This window comes from Oscillibacter sp. MSJ-31 (assembly GCF_018918025.1).
Taxonomy (GTDB): Bacteria; Bacillota; Clostridia; order Oscillospirales; family Oscillospiraceae; genus Hominicoprocola.
Genome location: NZ_JAHLPT010000006.1, coordinates 1 through 16725, shown reverse-complemented (window position 1 = coordinate 16725; position 16725 = coordinate 1). Strand labels below are relative to the sequence as shown.

Below are 16725 nucleotides of genomic sequence, written 5' to 3'. Positions count from 1 at the left end.
AAAAACCGGAAAAAAAGTAATTAACCTTGCAAATGAGGATCAATAATATGAATAGAACGGGAGAAAACGAATGGACATGGATAATATGTGCCCTTTGAGCGAGAATATCGCTCTATCAAACATGACCGTAAAGGACTTGAACGATATCTTGAAAAGAGAATTGACGGTCAGAAAACCGAACCTTGATCTGATGAAGAGCGTTCTGGCTGAATTGCGGTTGCGAGGGGAAACAGATGATGAGCTTTACGACATAGAAAAGGCTTGGAAGGATTTCTTGGAACAAAGCTCAGTCGCTCTATATGAACTTGATGAACTCAAATAAAATCGCAAGCGCGATGCCCTTATGTGAGGGACATCGCGCTTGCCCATATTGATAGTATCGGCAGAACTCTTGTTACCAAAAGAGGAGACACTACCCGGAAATCACCCCATACCCGAGGATTTCATGGTGCCCAACGGCATACTGCCGCTCACGGCAGCCGTCGCTGGAATTGCCTTCAACCGTGTAGACGATGCCATCTTCCACTCTCTCAACGATACCGGTATGGTCTGCGGAACCGTCCTGCTTGCCGGAGGAGCCGCGATCATCCCAATCGAAAAAGATAATCATGCCGGGTTCCGGCGCTTCACTGCCATCCATCCATTGGCAGTGGGATTTGAACCAATCCACGCCAAAGGGACAATACGCATATAAAGGAACAGCGCCGCTTTCAATATAACCGCATTCGTTGGCACACCAGCTCACAAAGCAGGCACACCATTCTACGCGGGAGTTGAACCCGTACCATGACCAGTACGGCTCACCGCCGACATTGCCGATCTGGGAAAGTGCCACGGCAACAATATCATCGCTGCCGCCGCTGCCGCCGAGCTTTATTCCGTAGATTACAGACATCCAAAGAGGACTATAGTTGTCCTCGTTGAAAACTAGTGAAATTGGCTCCATAACATATAAAAGACCATCTCGCCGAAAGACTTTATGAGCATTCTCGTCGAGATCAAAATACTTAAAGGAAACCTGACGCTTCTGCTGTAGAGCGTCTTCCAAAAAACCTACAGCATAATAGATTGTCTCATTGTTGTGCTTTTGAAAAACAGCGTACTTTTCTTGAATTCCTGGCAGTGATGTTATATACTATACTGTACTTTGACCTGTGAATACTGAGCAATAGAAGAGGTGTACTGGTCCAACAGGATAATTGTTGCTTTTGAGAGGTATATAGCATGGAAAGATTAGACAACAGCAAACTAAGTCCTATTCAAAATCATATTGTTAATATGATTTCAAGAGAACAAAAAATAGCAATCGTTGGTGGCCCGGGTACAGGGAAAACCGTACTGGCAATGTCTGGGATGAGCAAAAATGGAAATGCAAAGCAGATCCTGTTGACTTACTCCAATCCGCTGAGCAGGATGATAAATGGTTGTTCTGTCGATTCAAATACGGTTCATTCATTTTGCTGGCAATTGGGGTCAAAAATGGAACAGGCGCTAAACCAATTCGAAAATGAGCATATGCGAGATTACCGCTCTCAAAAATTCAGGGATGTTATCAACAGAGAATACGGATATGGAAAAACCGGATGGCCTCAGTGGGACAACTTGTATAATAGCTACTGCAAATTGCCATCCAATGCGCAAAAAGAGATTCGGTATAATGACATATTCATCGATGAAGGTCAGGATCTGCCAAATGAAGCATACGATTTTTTCAGCAAAATTGCAGATCGGATTGTTGTGACGTATGATGATGCTCAAGAAGTCGGCAGAGAAAATGAAGATGCAAACGTCGAATTGATTCGAAAGGCCGGACTCGACTGCAATAGAATTCTGTCGGCATTGAAGTTGCAAGAGTCTTTTTATGACTTGGTAGATAACTTTAGGAACACGGTGTCAATTGAGCGAGTCGCAAAGCTTTTTTATAATAATTACGGGAATAATGCGCTGTCGTTGAGGACCACAGTTTGCAAGAGAAGCATCGGTGAATTGCCAGAGGTTATTTTTTCCAATGCAACACAAACCATGATAGATCAATTAGCAGATACCGCTTACCAGATGAATAAGCAGGTGGGTATCATTGTGCCTGACCAAGAATCATTCGAATTGCTGAAACAACTGATGGATAATGCGGTATCGAAGGGTATCATCCCAAGGTCGAAGTTCTTCTATAAATATGGTTATACAGACAACATGAAAAAGGCTGACAACTTAAACCAGACTGGCGTATTCCTCGTTACTTTTAAGAGTGCAAAAGGAATGGAATTTGACGAAGCATACATAATGAATTGCCAGAAACTCGACTTAAATACTCCAGCTGATAAGAATAAGTTTTATGTTGCTGTTACGAGAGCAAAAGACAAGTTGACACTTACCTTTAATTGCTCATACGATTACAACTGTGCCGTACTCAATGTAATAAAGCAAAATGAAGCGTTATTCAAAATCATGAGGTGAATTCATGGACAATTTTACTGAAGTTTTCTTATATACAAATCAATCGGCCTTGAAAAGGTACATGATTAACAATGAAATAGCCCCTATTGAGGATGAGTTTCAGAGCAACTATACATTGTCCGATAATATGTCTGGAGGCGTTCTATATTTCAACAAGGCGATAGCACCAGATGAAGTTATTAAGCGATGCTGCAACGGAAGCTACGATGTTGCTGTCGTTGTGAAGGTGTATATCAGCAATGAGTGTTTAGCAACCTCATATGACAAAAGCGGGAGCATTCACACTGGGAAGATATCAGATTTTCCAAATGCGGTTGCATACCATCTTGAAAACTCCGTGCCTTTCAGCAATGTAATAAGCATTACTGCGCTTGAAAAGCAACTCGTTTTTTTGCAGGGCGACACAACGCTTTATGTCCCATCTCATTTGATTAGCAAAAAACCGTACTCACCAAAAACAGTTCTTTCAAATGGGGTGGTAGATGCTATCATTGCCAGCCTCAAAGCGAATGATTCATTTGGTGATGAAGTATCGATGTTCCTAGACGATATGGATGAATTTGACTTAAGCAGTGTCGATCTGTCTAATTCCATTGGACAAGAAGAAAAAAACAACGAATATGTGAACCTAAAAAACAAATTGCTTGCAGGCTATTTAATGCTTATCCAAGGGAATCGCCCGCTCAATGGCAAATTGGATGCTACGCTCTTTTCGTTATTAGGGTATGATTGCTCGTTCGAAGAGTATATCAAGTCCTCTGTTTATCCTAACATGCCTTTTGACCTCGCGTGTTATCTCAAAAAGCCGAACAGCTTACTTGAGCAGTATTATTATGAGCTAAAAAGTGTTGCGCAAGGTAAAGAGGATAGTGGAAACTTCTATTCAATCGTTATTTCTACATTGCTTGATTATGATATTAAGGATAAAGCAGAGTTCAAATCAATGCTCTTAGATAGAATAACCGATTGGAATGTCAGGTGTCATGTAGAGGAATGCCTTTCTGATTTAAGAGCGCGAGACCGGATAGCTATTCTTCGTAATGACAGAGATGTTGTGCTCCCAGTTTATGCATTATATATGTTTTTTGACTATGGCTTTGATCGCATAAATGAAAACATTGCTGAGTTTGGACTTAATGGCACAGTATGCGTCCCTATCCTTCTTTCACTTTGGGCTATCAAAAATGGAATGAAGAGCATATATGAGGAGTTTAAGAACCCCGAAGTTGTATACGCTGGCGAGGCTCAAGTAGCCGACTGGCAAGATACTTCTTACAGCTTAATCCCGGTAGATGCATTCCAGAAAATCAATGGAATTAAATTAAAACCCGACGAAATGATGGTTGGGAATTATCGCTGCACTTATATAAATACTAAAATTGAGTATTGCTATTGCGTTGGAAAAACAGACGACAAAATTCAGGCGCTTGTGGAAAAACTCCGCGACCTTCTTTCAAAAACTCTTCCGTTCCAGTATGTTGCGTTGAAAGAAGCACTGTCCAAATCATATGCGTTAGAAGCAGATATTACGATGTTTGCGCCTCAGATTCATAAACAGTACTTGACTTTGTCAAAGAAAAAAACTTCAAAAAAGAAAACATCAAAAAAAACGCATCAGGCTTCTGAAAAGCCTGATGAAGAGATGAACCTTTTTACCATGACACAGGAAGGTGAGATACGGTGATAAAGCAAGAAGACATCAACCAAATATCAAATCTTGATTCCATTGAAAGAATATATGAAGAATTGATGTTAAACGGTATTGATGCGGTTCCTGCGCAAACGAAAGAAATCCGCTCAAGAGTTTTTTCAAAAATTTGCCACGACTTAATACAGCAATATATCTCATGGAATGACTATATTCACTCAAACAATATAATGCAGTTATTCAAAAGCGTTGCGTTTAGTTCTACGTCTAGCACGAAGCCGGGATGGTTTATTCGCTATGAGATTATTATATACGGAAGGCGAACTCCTCTCTACTTTATAGAGAATCCATCTGCTCTTTTTGAGAAAATTATTACTGCTTGTGGGCAAAATAAAGCAGAGCAGCTTGAACGTCTTGCTGCTGCTGTAGAGTCATTATTCAACTATTACAAGAATAATTTTTTGTCTGCAACTGTGGCTACAGAAGATAAGGAATTGTTCGTTTCGCGGTTTCAGAGCGTTTTTATTAAAGAATACCATAGATGTGACCGGACCCGTTTTCCCCAATCAGTACAAGATGTGTTTGATGACTTTACGGCATATGTTGAAAACCCGGGAAAGTATGTCGAACCTGGCATTACCCACGAGGAATTTGTCTTGTGGGATGAGGACGAAGATTCTATCGTCGTCAAGGAAGCAGCGACTGGGATTAATACGCATGCCCCTGCAGGGAAATACTTTGAAAAGAAAGAACCGCAACAGGTCCTGGAGGTTGTTGATGTTCCTGATTTGCCTGACGCCGAATTAAGGTTCTTGCGAGGGAAAACAATAAGATTTATTGGCGCATTAAACAAGCCCTCTATCAAGAATAAACTGCACGGCATTTCTAAACAGTATGGCTTCACTATTGAAATGTTTGATGACTATGAAAAGATTGCAAACATGGATTTCAGTAAAATGAGATATAGCAACAGAATTAATGGGATAATTGCCGGCCCAATGCCACATAAGATTAAAGGTATGGGAAATTATTCTTCCGGATTAGAAATGCTTAGGAGCGAGCCCGGTTATCCTCCTGTTTTTGAGTGCATTGCAGGAGATAAATTAAAGATTACTACTACATCCCTTTGGCATGCATTGAGAGAACTTAACAAAGAACTGGCATCCATTTGAGGGAAACACTTATTGCAGAAAAAAGGTCAGACTATGAGAAAATACAATATTGGCTGGGGACTAACGAGTTTATGTAATATGCATTGTTCCTTTTGCTATAGCCATGAGACACGAGAAAAAACGAATGACATTTCAATTTCTGACTGGATTAGGTTCGTTGACGAAAACCACGAACAGATCGATTCAATAAATTATGGAACCGGAGAAAATGCAGTAATTGACGATTTCTTTTGCTTCATTGAGTACGTTCGCGACAATTATCCGACCATAGCACAATCAGTTACCACCAACGGTTATATTTCACAACGAATAACCGACAGTCCGGAACTTAAACGCATTTTTCTGAAATCTATTGATGAAGTCGATGTTTCGCTAGATTTTGCTGACCGAGAGAAGCATTGCTCATTTAGAGGACAAAAGTCTGCATACGATTGGGCTCTCCAGACGCTATCTATCTTAAAAAACACCGGCAAAAAAGCAACAATCGTATTTGTGGGATTCGAAGACACAATAAAAAAAGATAATATCGATGGCTTGTTCAAGATAGCCGAGACATATGATGCGATCTTAAGACTAAACATTTATCGACCTGTTAGTGAGAACAAAGAAATAAACAAAAGGTTTATTTTGAAGTACGATTCCTTAGTAGAAGCATTAGAGTATATTAACAAAAAATATCAAGTCTTAGGGCTGAGTGATGTTCTTATCGGAAACCTTTTTTCAAATGATGCAAATATTAAGGAAAATACGGGAATAGGTAGTATTCGAATTTTGCCAGACGGAAAGATTTGTCCATCAACCTATTTAATATCGGATAAGTACAGCAACCAGTATAGCATCAAGGAAAAAAATATCCTCTCTCGAATAAATTTTGAAGATTTCGAAGGAGCGACCATTCCGAAAGAATGTGCGGGCTGCGAAATTGTTTTCAAGTGTAGGGGTGGAGTATTTGACAGAAGAATACTGTGGTATGGAACGTTAGCTGAAAGAGATCCATATTGCCCAAAGAGATACGGATTCCCATTACCGGAAAGAAAGTTTTCCATACCAGAGCATGGCAGAATATCTGTGCATGACGATTACTTGCCCACATTATTTTTTGGGAATAAGGGGAAATTGGAATGAGTGATTTCAACCCAAAAGTTGCACTAATTATGAGAAGCGATGATCTAATCGATCAGTTTCATTTGAAACGAGTCACGGTCGATACTTCATTTGGACCAGTAGATAGATGCTTTGAGGGATATGTTTTTGATGTTCCCGTATTACTCATTTATGGAAGGTTTAATGGTCAAAAGGTGCCATCGGATGAAATTAATTATCAACAGACAATTGAAGCAATTAAAAATAGGGGCGCTTCTAAAGTAATTGGCACATTTGTCGTTGGCGGCATCAATCCCCAAATGCCTCAAGGATCAGTATATGTTTTAGGAGACCTGATCGGTATTACTGGATATCACATTAATTGGAACAGAAACCAATCTTTCCATAATGCGGAAATGTTTGAACCGTTTTGCCCGGAGTTAACAAAACGCGTTTGTGAAGCTGCAAAAAAAATGGACTTTCCGGTAAAAACAGATGCAACATATGTCTCAAACTATGGTTGGCCACGAATCGAAACAAAGGGAGAATTAGAATTTTACAATAAAATGGGATGGGATGTTATCGGCCAGACGTGTGATCCCGAGGCAACACTCGCAAAGCTTTACCAAATGTGTTATGCAGCCGTCGCGGTTCAAATAGATGATCCTAATAGTCGGAGCAGTTATATTGGTGATTTACAAAAGAAAGAACAAGCTACCGAGTATGTTGAATCAATTAAATCCTGTAGAGAGCGTACTTCAAAAATCGTGCTACAGTTTTTGAAAGACTATTCGGATTATGATTGTCCCATCTGCAAAAAAATGGCAAGAAAAAATAAAGATTTTAGAGAGTTCCCCGATAAGTATTATGAATGAAGAGCAGACAACCGTATACTTGTTGTCAGTTCATAATCAAGGTTTAATATTTCTGAATATGGAAGAATCGCTGTAAGTGATGAATACTTGCAAAAATGATTTTTGGAACAAGGAGAAATTGTAATGAGTGACTTTGAACCAAAAGTTGCATTAATCATGAGAAGTGATGATGTGATCGAAGAATTCAATCTAAAACGCGTTACTGTAAACACATCATTTGGACCGGTAGATAGATGCTTTGAGGGATATATTTATGATGTTCCAGTTATGCTGGTTTATGGAAGATTTAATGGTCAAAAAGTTCCGTCGGATGAGATTAATTTCCAGCAGACAATCGAGGCTATTAAAAATCGTGGCATTTCAAAAGTAATAGGTACTTTTATTTGCGGAGGCATTAATCCCGACATGCCACAGGGTTCCGTATATGTTTTGGGAGATTTAATCGGGATTTCTGGATATCACATTAATTGGAACAGAAACCAATCTTTCCATAATGCGGAAATGTTTGAACCATTTTGCCCAGAGTTAACAAAACGCGTTTGTGAAGCTGCAAAGAAAATGGACTTTCCGGTAAAAACAGATGCGACATATGTCTCGTTTTATGGTTGGCCACGTATTGAAACCAAAGGAGAGCTTAAGTTCTATAATAAGATGGGCTGGGATGTTGTGGGACAAACATGCGATCCCGAAGCAACACTTGCAAAGCTAAATCAAATGTGCTACGCCGCTGTTGCAGTTCAAAAGGGCGATCCAAACAACAGAAGCGAATATATCAATTGCCTAGAAAATAATAAAACGGCAGTAGAGTATGTCGAAACGATAAGGTCTTGTAGAGAACGCACAACTAAAATAGTGTTGCAATTCTTAAAGGATTATACTGATTATGATTGCCCAATTTGCAAAAAAATGGCGAGGAAAAACAAGGACTTCAGAGAGTTCCCGGATAAGTATTACGAATAAGGAACGCTTCTGAATCTATGATGTTCCAAATCGATTTATAAATGACGTATTTCCGCCAGGGGAGTAATAAATGGAAAATGGTGGCTTTGACATTATCGGAAAAACGGTTGCTGGAATAATTGATCGACCAATAGGGAGCCAACATCCAAGCAATCCGAATATCGAATATCCAATTAATTATGGATACGTAGAAAATGTATTTGCGAATGATGGTGAAGAACAAGATGTTTATGTTTTGGGTACAAACATACCGATAAAACGATTCAAGGGAGAAGTGATAGCTGTTTTTCATAGAACAAATGATATTGAAGATAAGTGGATAGTGTCTATAGACGGGAAACAATATTCCGATGAGGAAATATTAGATATGATACATTTTCAAGAAAAATACTTCGAAGGCTTTTTAATAAGATAAGTGAATCAAATGCCGGGCTGGGAACATTTTCGTTGGTAACGATCATCTGGGAGAAAACATGAATAGATTTCAAAAATACTATTTGCACATTGAAGGAATGGATTTGGCGGGGAAATCGACGATTGCTGATATAATTGCTGGGCGAAGTGGAGAAAAATGGGAAATATACAACAATTGCCTATCGCAGAACAATCCTATTCAACAATTCGAAAAGCAGATAAAATCCCAAAAATTGTATGATGACGAAATATATGGGTATTTACACTATGTATCATTGCTTGCAGATATCAAGAAGTTCGAACTAACAGAAAACGTAATCCAAGATTCAATGCTCTTGTTGCGGTCAATCAATTACCATAAAGAAAAGGGCAATATTGATTTGGTGCAATTATTTGAAGCGTTAGCACCTAAACATCCGATTCCGAATATTTCTGTATATCTGACTGCAAACATTGATTCAAGAAAGAAACGACTGTTGAATCGAATTGAGAGCAATTCCAAGACGCTAACGCAAAATGATCTCTTAATACTAAATGATTCGGGAAAATTTGAAAAAAGAGACATTGGACTAATGGAATTATCGCAAAAATATTTCAATTCGATTGTACTAGACACTTCCAATATGAGTGAAACGGAAACGGCGGATTATATTTTGACTCTTTGCTATCAAAGCCATAATATGAACCACGAGGAGAATAAAAGATGACTGATATACCGGCATTAAATGATTTGCACATTAGGATTACTTCTGGTTGCAATTTTAACTGTCAGCATTGCTATGCGGCAGACTGGTTCAATGAAAAATGCGAATTATCAATTGCGGATATAAAGTCTCTGGTTAATCAAGCAATCGAATTGGGCTGCAAAAAAGTCACTTTCAGTGGCGGTGAGCCGCTATTTGCTCAAGATATTACGGAGGCAATGGGGTATTGCTTAGAGAAAAAGCTGAAAGTGGCTATTGAGACAAACGGCGTATTAGTTGACAAAATCATTGATGGGTTGGGAGAAGAGAGAATTCGGAAAGTGGCGTTTGCAATTAGCTACGATGGCAATAAAATGAGAGATGAAAGATATTCTCATCAGGTAAAAGAGAATATTCTTAAAGTTGCGAACCTAGGCTGTGATATCAGAATACAAACTGCAATAACCAAAATAAATATCGACGAGATAGATGATATTTTTCAATTTTCAAAGGAAAATGGAATAAAAAACAGATGCTTCCTCGCTCATAGTCCGACTGGTAATGGGAAAAATATCCCGTTATTTGAAGTTAAAGAATGGCTGGCAATACGAAAAAAAGTGATCGATAATTACCCGAATGTAATGATAGAATTACCGGATATATTCCCGGAAAGAAAGAAGAAAAAATGCGGATGGGGTGTACATAGATGTGAAGTTATGCCCAATGGTGACGTGACTTCTTGTGCTCCGATCACTTTTAATCATCGGGAGTTTGTGGCTGGCAATATAAAGCAAGAAATGTTAAAAAACATTTGGGTAAGCAAACATTTTGCGGAAATTCGAAAGATTAAGCAAAGTGATTACGAACTACCATGTTCAAAATGCGTGTATTGGAAAACTTGTTTGGGATCTTGCAGATCATTGGCATATTCAAATGGGACAACACTATTGGCGCCACATCCATTTTGCCAAGCGCTATACGATGCAATAAAGAACAATGAAATTGATGAAAGCCTCCTGCCGGATGCTGAGTTGGTGCATGCATGGATTAAGGGAATCGAGAGCTCTAATTTTGCCCCCACAGATGATTCTTATAGTGATATAGTAAAAAAGCAACACATGGAATAATCAAAAGAAAAGGAATATGATTATATCGCTTCTGAAATAATCATACAAGAAAGACATGAATAAAGTAATTGCGTTCCTTGTGAGCCTTTGCGTGGTATTGTCACTTGTTGGCTGTGCAACGGCGCCAACAGTCGCCGAAGATACAATCCTTGTTGGATGTATTCTGCCGCTTTCGGGAACATCGGCATATGATGGCGAGAGCGCTATGAACGGCGCAAAAGCTGCCGCAAACTATATCAACGAAAATGGCGGTATAGCAGGCGGGAAAAAAATTGAACTCATTTTTGAAGATTCTGCAACTGATCCTAATACAGCGGCATCAGCGGCTGAAAAGTTAATCAGTTACGATGGCGTTAAGGTACTGGTGGGTGCTTTCAACTCCTCTTGTACTGCAGCGGTACAGCCCGTAGCAGAATCCAACAAGATTCCGCTAATAACAGCTATCGCCACATCAGGAACTCTTACAGAGAAAGGCTATAAGTATTTTTTCCGTGCGGTCGGTATTTCTAACCTCTATATTGATGCATTTGCAGGCAAGATTATTGATGAACTTGGCATTAAGAAGATTGCTTACATCTATGAGAACGGTGATTGGGGCCTTGGTTCAGTAAATACATTCAAAGAATATGCTGAGTTGCATGGCGCAGAAACTACAACCGTTCAGGTTGTAAATAAAGAAGATGCTGACCTTTATACACAGCTTACAGCTATTAAAGAGTCCAAACCTGATGCTGTGTATGCGGTATCTAACCTTGCAAACGCAGTTCGTATTGCGGTTCAGAAGCAGGAATTGGGAATTGAGTGTCCTATAATCGGCGAGGGTTCCTGGGCATCAGGCGACTTTCTTAAGCAAGCTGGTGCAGCAGCGGAAGGTGTATACGGTATGGTCGAATACCTTCCTGATATCAAAACGGAAATGAACCCGTTATTCACAGAATTGTATGGTGCTGTAACTAATGGGAAAGCTCCTGACAAGTATGCAGCATGTGAATTCAATGCAGTATTAGTAGTCGCTAATGGCATAGACAATGCTATAGACCCAGATGATCCAACTTCTATCCGTGATGCGCTTAAGGATACCGATATAAATATGCTTACTGGCCCTATTAAATTCGATGAGAATGGGCAGGGATATGGCTTTGAGGTGTTCCTTTCTCAAAACGAAGAAGGTATGGCGGTCTGTGCTGGATCAACTACTGTATCACTTCAGAGGTAATTGAGCTTTTGGGCGTTGGGGGAGCATTATTTCTCTCCCCCAATGTTAGAACAGCGGAGGAGATTTATGTTTTTGCAATTGCTCCTTAATGGTATAGTCCTTGGATCTGGATATGCGTTGATTTCTATTGGACATACCATTATTTTCGGACTAATGAGAGTGTCTAACTTCGCTCATGGCGAATTCTATATGCTTGGTGCATATTTTGCATTTACATTTCTCGATTTGCTGGGACTTCCTTTTGCGTTGGCATTCTTCCTTACAATTGTATGCGGAATAATACTTGGGTATCTTCTTAATAGGCTTGTTTTTAAATATGTTAGAGATGACATGACAGTAAACGGACTGGTTACTATTGGTATGTCAATCTTCTTTACAAATCTAGCACAGTATATTTGGGGTGCACAGCCAAAGAACCTTATGAGCCCATTTAAGAGCAACACAATTTTCCTCGGCAGAGTTTCTGTTACGCCTGCAAGACTGTTCATAATTCTTGCGTCAGCAGTATCATTATTTGCTTTCTTTTGCATTATTAAATACACCAAACTAGGTAAGGCCTTCAGAGCTACTTTTCAGCAGAGAGATGCCGCTCGGCTTGTTGGTATCGATTCAGAACGCATTTACTCAGTAAGTACAATTCTTGGAACAGTAATGGCTTGTATAGCCGGGGCTCTTCTCGGACTTGCCTATTCTCTTGAGCCAACAATGGGTGCGAAGGCTATATCAGTATCTTGGGCAGTTGTTGTTGCAGGCGGTCCCGGAAACTTCATTGGCGCTATTACTATCGGATTACTGATGGGTATTATTGAAGCACTTGGTGGCGGATACATCTCATCAGCATATAAGGATGCATTCCCCTTCATCATTTTAATCTTAGTTCTTATCTTCAAACCTCAAGGTATTTTCTCTAAAGGTGGAAGCAGAATGAATGGATAAGAAGAATATAAAAATAAAGAGAAGTTCTTTGACCTTCCTTGGTTGGACAACTGTGCTATGCATCATTCCATTCGTCTTTTCATCTGATTATTCAAGACATTTATGTATTAATGCCTTGATTTATATTATGCTTGCGCAGGGATTAAATATTTGCCTTGGGTATTGCGGGCAGATGTCACTTGGTCAGGCGGGCTTCTTTGCTATCGGTGGGTATGTTTTTGCAATCTTAACAACAAAGTTTGGCTTCTTCTGGTGGGGATCAACTATTATTGCAGTGATTATGACTGCATTAGTTGGTTTCTTGCTTGCGGTAATCGGCATGAGAGCAAGAGGTAGCGCTTTTATTGTCATTTCTATCCTTTTTGCTCGTGTCGTCAGACTGGTCGCATTAAACTGGACAGATATGACAAATGGTCAGGCCGGCATCCTTAGCATTCCGAGAATGGCTTTCTTCGGGAATCAGTTAACCTCAAAACTTTCAATTTACTATTATGTACTCATTTTCGTTGTCATTATACAGTTCCTTATGGAACGTATTATTGATTCAAAAATTGGAAGAGCTTTTGTAGCTGTTAAGCAGGCCGACTCACTTGCAGCCAGTCTTGGTATTTCACCTTATCATTATTCTATAGCAGCATTTACCATAGGAGCTGCAGTCTCTGCATTTGCAGGGTGCTTCCATGCCAGCTTCGCACAGATGGTTTCTCCTGAAATGGCCGATTTCAACAATGTTATGCTATACATCATTATGATGGTCGTGGTAGGAGGACGCGGAACAATATGGGGCCCTGTCGTTGGCGCATTTCTCTTCACATTCCTACCTGAATATTTACGTTTCGCCGATATGCTTAGAATGCCAATTTTCGGATTGATTCTTATCTTTCTTGTATTATTTGTGCCTGATGGTTTTATACCTGCGTTCACAAAATTAACAAGAAAGAAGAAATAACTATTGAACGGCAACAAAGGAGATGCAGTAATGTCTTTATTGGAAGTAAGAGGCCTAACAAAAATATTCGGTGGACTTACTGCAGTAAAAGATGTATCTTTTGACGTTAAAAAAGGGGAAATTGTAAGTCTAATTGGTCCTAATGGAGCTGGGAAAACTACTCTTTTCTCAATGGTTACAGGCCTTGAAAAGCCTACATATGGTAAGGTTACATTTAATAATACGGACATTACAGGCTGGGAAGCATATAAGGTTGCGAACCTTGGCCTTGTAACAACATTTCAGAAAACGAAGGTTTTCTCTTCATTAACTGTTGAAGAAGCAGTTTTAGTAGGTACACACAGCAAGCACAAAACTACGACTTTAGATATTATTCTCAGAAATAAAAAGTTTTATTCCGAACTCGAACGCTCCAAGAATAAGGTCACAGAAATACTTGAGTACACGAAACTTTCTGATAAGAAAGATTTTATGTGTGCCGAACTCTCCTATGGCGAACAACGCGTTCTTGAGATAGCAGTTGCTATGGCTGCCGAACCAAGACTTCTCCTCCTTGATGAGCCGGTAGCTGGACTAAATCATACTGAATCGAAAGAACTAATGAATATGATCAATGATCTGCGCCATTCAGGTGTTACAATACTGCTTATCGAGCACGACATGGACCTAGTTATGAAAATATCTGATCGTATTGTGGCTCTTAACTTCGGCGAAAATATATGTTTTGGTACTCCACAAGAAGTAACCAGTAACGTAAGAGTGATCGAAGCATATCTCGGTTCAGGAGAGGATGTTGGTGGTAGCGGATGTTATTAGAGCTAAATGATGTCCATGCGGCGTATGGATCTACCAAAGTATTGAATGGAGTTAATCTTCAGGTCGGGGAAGGTTCACTGGTCGCTATGGTTGGACCTAATGGTGCCGGAAAAACGACCACACTTAGAACGATCTGCGGACTACTCCCTATATTAAAAGGCGAAATTATTTTCCGAGGTCAGAGAATTGATAGGATGAAATCAAAAGACATAGTAAAGGCAGGAATTTCGCATTGTCCTGAAGGAAGACAGATTTGGCCGACTATGACAGTTGCTGAACACCTTGAACTTGGAGGATATATCAACAGTTCCACTACATGCAAGAGTGACATTGATAGAATGTATGAATTGTTTCCCATTCTTAAGGAAAGAAAGAAGCAGTTATCAGGTTCTCTTTCGGGCGGAGAGCAGCAAGTACTTGCTGTTGCAAGAGCGCTTATGTCAAGACCAAAACTTATCCTTTTTGACGAGCCGTCGCTTGGCCTTTCACCCAAATTAGTAAGCGAGATTCTTATGTTAGTCAAAAAGATTAATGCTGAAGAAGGTGTTTCCGTTCTTCTCGTTGAACAGAATGCAAAGATGGCGCTATCGATTGCCAACGATGGTTATGTTCTTGAAAAAGGTTTTGTTACTATGAGAGATAAAGCGGAAAAACTTCGTAATAACGATTATGTGAAGAAAGCGTATTTTGGAATGTAGTATTACTTATTCTCACTTTGAGAATAAAAACATTGCTGTATGACAATACTGGATTTTTCATAATATTAGTAAGGGGGAGAATATGACACTAAACGATTTTTTTGATGAACATCCAAAAGTCGCGGTTGCTTTTTCGGGCGGCGTTGATTCCGCCTATTTATTATATGTTGCAAAACAGTACTGCGCTGAGGTGCGTGCGTATTTTTTGAAATCTGAGTTTCAGCCACAGTTTGAATTGAATGATGCCATTCGTTTAGCCAAGGAATTGGATGTTACGTTGAGGATAGTATCAATAGATGTGCTGTCCTCGGAGATTGTTGCCAATAATCCAGCAGATCGTTGCCATCATTGTAAGCGATTGACCTTCCAAGCAATCCGACAAGCGGCATCAAACGACGGCTTTTCAGTGCTAATAGATGGAACGAATGCTTCCGATGATCCAGAAAAGCGCCCAGGAATGTGGGCAATAAGTGAGTTTTCCGTATTATCACCGTTGCGAGAATGCGGCTTGACAAAGGCGGACATTCGTCAGCTTTCCAAAGAGGCAGGGCTTTTTACATGGGATAAACCGGCATATGCATGCCTTGCCACAAGAGTTCCATTCGGAGAGAGAATTACCGAAGAAAAACTGAGTGCAACGGAAGCGTCGGAGGATTTCCTTATGTCACTTGGCCTTATAAATTTCCGGGTGCGTCGATTTGGGAATGCTGCAAAAATTCAGGTCACTCCTGACCAAATCGGAAAAATAATTGAGAATAGAGAGATTATTCTATCTGAACTTAAAAAAAATTATGCTGACGTTATGTTGGATTTGAAAGTCAGAGAATGACTATTCAGGATATTTGATTCAATAATGGAACGAAGCCTTTTTGAAAGAGGAGAAGACGATGTCAGATTATTTCGATTACGACAAAGCAGAAGCAGATCTCTATGATTCCGGTTGCCCATATTCAGAAGATATTTATGGGTATCGATCCGAAAAGGGTATTAACGAGTTCATGCGTGAAAACGGACTTGATCCAGATAGGTATTATTCGGGAGGCAATAATAGTGGAGATTCCTCCAACAACGGAGGATGCTTTATCACTACCGCCTGCGTCGAAGCCAGAGGGGTAGCAAATGATTGCTTTGAATTGAACATCTTAAGGGAATTCCGAGACAACTATTTGAAAAACCGTGCAAATGGCATGAAAGATATCGCAGAATATTACCGAATTGCCCCCAGAATTGTCGAAAGCATTAACAATACCAGTGCGGCAAGCGAAATCTGGGATGCTATCTACCGTGACATGATTTCCCCGTGCGTTTCTCTTGTCGCGGCGCATCGGTACGAAGATGCGTATGAGCGTTATAAGTCTTTCGTTTTGAAATTGCGCTCGAAGTACATTGCAATCAGTTGTCAATAAAAACCATCTTACGAGGCGGCGAAGCAAGAATGTTCTTCGCCGCCTCGGATTATATTTTTGCTTCAATAATAACCAAAGCCAAGAATCTCATAATGCCCGACGGCATACTGCCGCTCACGGCAGGTCCCGTCAGGTCCCGTCAAGATTTATGCGCAAAATTGTTTGCAGGTGTTAGTGTCGGGAGTTCACGACCCCGTTTTGTCGGGAGCAACGAACCGCTTTTTGTCGGAAAACCGGAAGCCAATCGATAGAATTTCATAGTACCAACAACCCAGATTGGCAAATAAA

17 protein-coding genes and 1 pseudogene are annotated in these 16725 nt (G+C 40.0%); 17 read left to right on the top strand and 1 reads right to left on the bottom strand.

The window, feature by feature from the left end:
• Positions 1–70 precede the first annotated feature (70 nt).
• Positions 71–322 (top strand): hypothetical protein, encoded by a 252-nt coding sequence (locus KQI17_RS06105; protein WP_216495332.1) that lies wholly within the window; start codon positions 71–73, stop codon positions 320–322.
• A 90-nt stretch (positions 323–412) separates the two neighbouring features.
• Here KQI17_RS06105 and KQI17_RS06100 read toward each other — a convergent pair.
• A pseudogene (locus KQI17_RS06100) lies at positions 413–919 on the bottom strand (CHAP domain-containing protein); the annotation flags it as partial.
• A 305-nt stretch (positions 920–1224) separates the two neighbouring features.
• Here KQI17_RS06100 and KQI17_RS06095 point away from each other — a divergent pair.
• The 16 genes from KQI17_RS06095 to KQI17_RS06020 all read left to right on the top strand — a co-directional run bounded on the left by KQI17_RS06095 (position 1225) and on the right by KQI17_RS06020 (position 16437).
• Positions 1225–2454: a 3'-5' exonuclease gene (locus KQI17_RS06095; protein ID WP_216495331.1), complete on the top strand. Its 1230-nt coding sequence runs from the start codon at positions 1225–1227 to the stop codon at positions 2452–2454.
• Between the two features lie 4 nt (positions 2455–2458).
• The gene (locus KQI17_RS06090; RefSeq protein ID WP_216495330.1) at positions 2459–4138 is read left to right on the top strand and encodes a hypothetical protein; all 1680 of its coding nucleotides are present in this window, start codon (positions 2459–2461) and stop codon (positions 4136–4138) included.
• Positions 4135–5274, top strand: a complete 1140-nt coding sequence (locus KQI17_RS06085) for a hypothetical protein (protein WP_216495329.1) — start codon at positions 4135–4137, stop codon at positions 5272–5274. The genes KQI17_RS06090 and KQI17_RS06085 overlap by 4 nt, the downstream gene beginning before the upstream one ends.
• 33 nt (positions 5275–5307) lie before the next feature.
• The gene (locus KQI17_RS06080) at positions 5308–6399 is read left to right on the top strand and encodes a radical SAM protein (RefSeq protein WP_216495328.1); all 1092 of its coding nucleotides are present in this window, start codon (positions 5308–5310) and stop codon (positions 6397–6399) included.
• Positions 6396–7232, top strand: coding sequence for a hypothetical protein (locus tag KQI17_RS06075; RefSeq protein ID WP_216495327.1), 837 nt, complete (start codon positions 6396–6398; stop codon positions 7230–7232). Before KQI17_RS06080 ends, KQI17_RS06075 begins: the two co-directional genes overlap by 4 nt.
• 123 nt (positions 7233–7355) lie before the next feature.
• Complete coding sequence (locus KQI17_RS06070; protein WP_216495326.1) at positions 7356–8192, top strand: hypothetical protein; 837 nt, start codon at positions 7356–7358, stop codon at positions 8190–8192.
• Positions 8193–8262: 70 nt separating this feature from the next.
• Positions 8263–8607, top strand: a complete 345-nt coding sequence (locus KQI17_RS06065) for an inorganic diphosphatase (protein ID WP_216495325.1) — start codon at positions 8263–8265, stop codon at positions 8605–8607.
• A 58-nt stretch (positions 8608–8665) separates the two neighbouring features.
• Entirely contained in the window at positions 8666–9313 is a 648-nt protein-coding gene (locus KQI17_RS06060; protein ID WP_216495324.1) for a hypothetical protein, read from the top strand.
• Positions 9310–10416 (top strand): radical SAM/SPASM domain-containing protein, encoded by a 1107-nt coding sequence (locus KQI17_RS06055; protein WP_216495323.1) that lies wholly within the window; start codon positions 9310–9312, stop codon positions 10414–10416. The genes KQI17_RS06060 and KQI17_RS06055 overlap by 4 nt, the downstream gene beginning before the upstream one ends.
• Positions 10417–10471: 55 nt before the next feature.
• Positions 10472–11632 carry an ABC transporter substrate-binding protein gene (locus tag KQI17_RS06050; protein WP_216495322.1) on the top strand — a complete coding sequence of 387 codons (1161 nt, stop codon included), beginning with the start codon at positions 10472–10474 and terminating at the stop codon, positions 11630–11632.
• A 66-nt stretch (positions 11633–11698) separates the two neighbouring features.
• Positions 11699–12568, top strand: coding sequence for a branched-chain amino acid ABC transporter permease (locus tag KQI17_RS06045; protein WP_216495321.1), 870 nt, complete (start codon positions 11699–11701; stop codon positions 12566–12568).
• Positions 12561–13517 (top strand): branched-chain amino acid ABC transporter permease, encoded by a 957-nt coding sequence (locus tag KQI17_RS06040; protein ID WP_216495320.1) that lies wholly within the window; start codon positions 12561–12563, stop codon positions 13515–13517. Before KQI17_RS06045 ends, KQI17_RS06040 begins: the two co-directional genes overlap by 8 nt.
• A 30-nt stretch (positions 13518–13547) precedes the next feature.
• The gene (locus KQI17_RS06035) at positions 13548–14333 is read left to right on the top strand and encodes an ABC transporter ATP-binding protein (protein ID WP_216495319.1); all 786 of its coding nucleotides are present in this window, start codon (positions 13548–13550) and stop codon (positions 14331–14333) included.
• Complete coding sequence (locus tag KQI17_RS06030; RefSeq protein WP_216495318.1) at positions 14324–15031, top strand: ABC transporter ATP-binding protein; 708 nt, start codon at positions 14324–14326, stop codon at positions 15029–15031. The genes KQI17_RS06035 and KQI17_RS06030 overlap by 10 nt, the downstream gene beginning before the upstream one ends.
• 82 nt (positions 15032–15113) lie before the next feature.
• Positions 15114–15860 carry an ATP-dependent sacrificial sulfur transferase LarE gene (gene larE / locus KQI17_RS06025; protein ID WP_216495317.1) on the top strand — a complete coding sequence of 249 codons (747 nt, stop codon included), beginning with the start codon at positions 15114–15116 and terminating at the stop codon, positions 15858–15860.
• Between the two features lie 58 nt (positions 15861–15918).
• Positions 15919–16437, top strand: coding sequence for a CFI-box-CTERM domain-containing protein (locus KQI17_RS06020; RefSeq protein WP_216495316.1), 519 nt, complete (start codon positions 15919–15921; stop codon positions 16435–16437).
• Positions 16438–16725: the final 288 nt, after the last annotated feature.

Bases quoted from the DNA above. Each gene is read 5' to 3' on its own strand.
- KQI17_RS06095 (WP_216495331.1), top strand. From the start codon at position 1,225: ATGGAAAGATTAGACAACAGCAAACTAAGTCCTATTCAAAATCATATT.
- KQI17_RS06080 (WP_216495328.1), top strand. From the start codon at position 5,308: ATGAGAAAATACAATATTGGCTGGGGACTAACGAGTTTATGTAATATG.
- KQI17_RS06030 (WP_216495318.1), top strand. From the start codon at position 14,324: ATGTTATTAGAGCTAAATGATGTCCATGCGGCGTATGGATCTACCAAA.
- KQI17_RS06060 (WP_216495324.1), top strand. From the start codon at position 8,666: ATGAATAGATTTCAAAAATACTATTTGCACATTGAAGGAATGGATTTG.
- KQI17_RS06090 (WP_216495330.1), top strand. From the start codon at position 2,459: ATGGACAATTTTACTGAAGTTTTCTTATATACAAATCAATCGGCCTTG.
- KQI17_RS06070 (WP_216495326.1), top strand. From the start codon at position 7,356: ATGAGTGACTTTGAACCAAAAGTTGCATTAATCATGAGAAGTGATGAT.
- KQI17_RS06105 (WP_216495332.1), top strand. From the start codon at position 71: ATGGACATGGATAATATGTGCCCTTTGAGCGAGAATATCGCTCTATCA.
- KQI17_RS06020 (WP_216495316.1), top strand. From the start codon at position 15,919: ATGTCAGATTATTTCGATTACGACAAAGCAGAAGCAGATCTCTATGAT.
- KQI17_RS06050 (WP_216495322.1), top strand. From the start codon at position 10,472: ATGAATAAAGTAATTGCGTTCCTTGTGAGCCTTTGCGTGGTATTGTCA.
- larE (WP_216495317.1), top strand. From the start codon at position 15,114: ATGACACTAAACGATTTTTTTGATGAACATCCAAAAGTCGCGGTTGCT.
- KQI17_RS06040 (WP_216495320.1), top strand. From the start codon at position 12,561: ATGGATAAGAAGAATATAAAAATAAAGAGAAGTTCTTTGACCTTCCTT.
- KQI17_RS06045 (WP_216495321.1), top strand. From the start codon at position 11,699: ATGTTTTTGCAATTGCTCCTTAATGGTATAGTCCTTGGATCTGGATAT.
- KQI17_RS06075 (WP_216495327.1), top strand. From the start codon at position 6,396: ATGAGTGATTTCAACCCAAAAGTTGCACTAATTATGAGAAGCGATGAT.
- KQI17_RS06035 (WP_216495319.1), top strand. From the start codon at position 13,548: ATGTCTTTATTGGAAGTAAGAGGCCTAACAAAAATATTCGGTGGACTT.
- KQI17_RS06065 (WP_216495325.1), top strand. From the start codon at position 8,263: ATGGAAAATGGTGGCTTTGACATTATCGGAAAAACGGTTGCTGGAATA.
- KQI17_RS06055 (WP_216495323.1), top strand. From the start codon at position 9,310: ATGACTGATATACCGGCATTAAATGATTTGCACATTAGGATTACTTCT.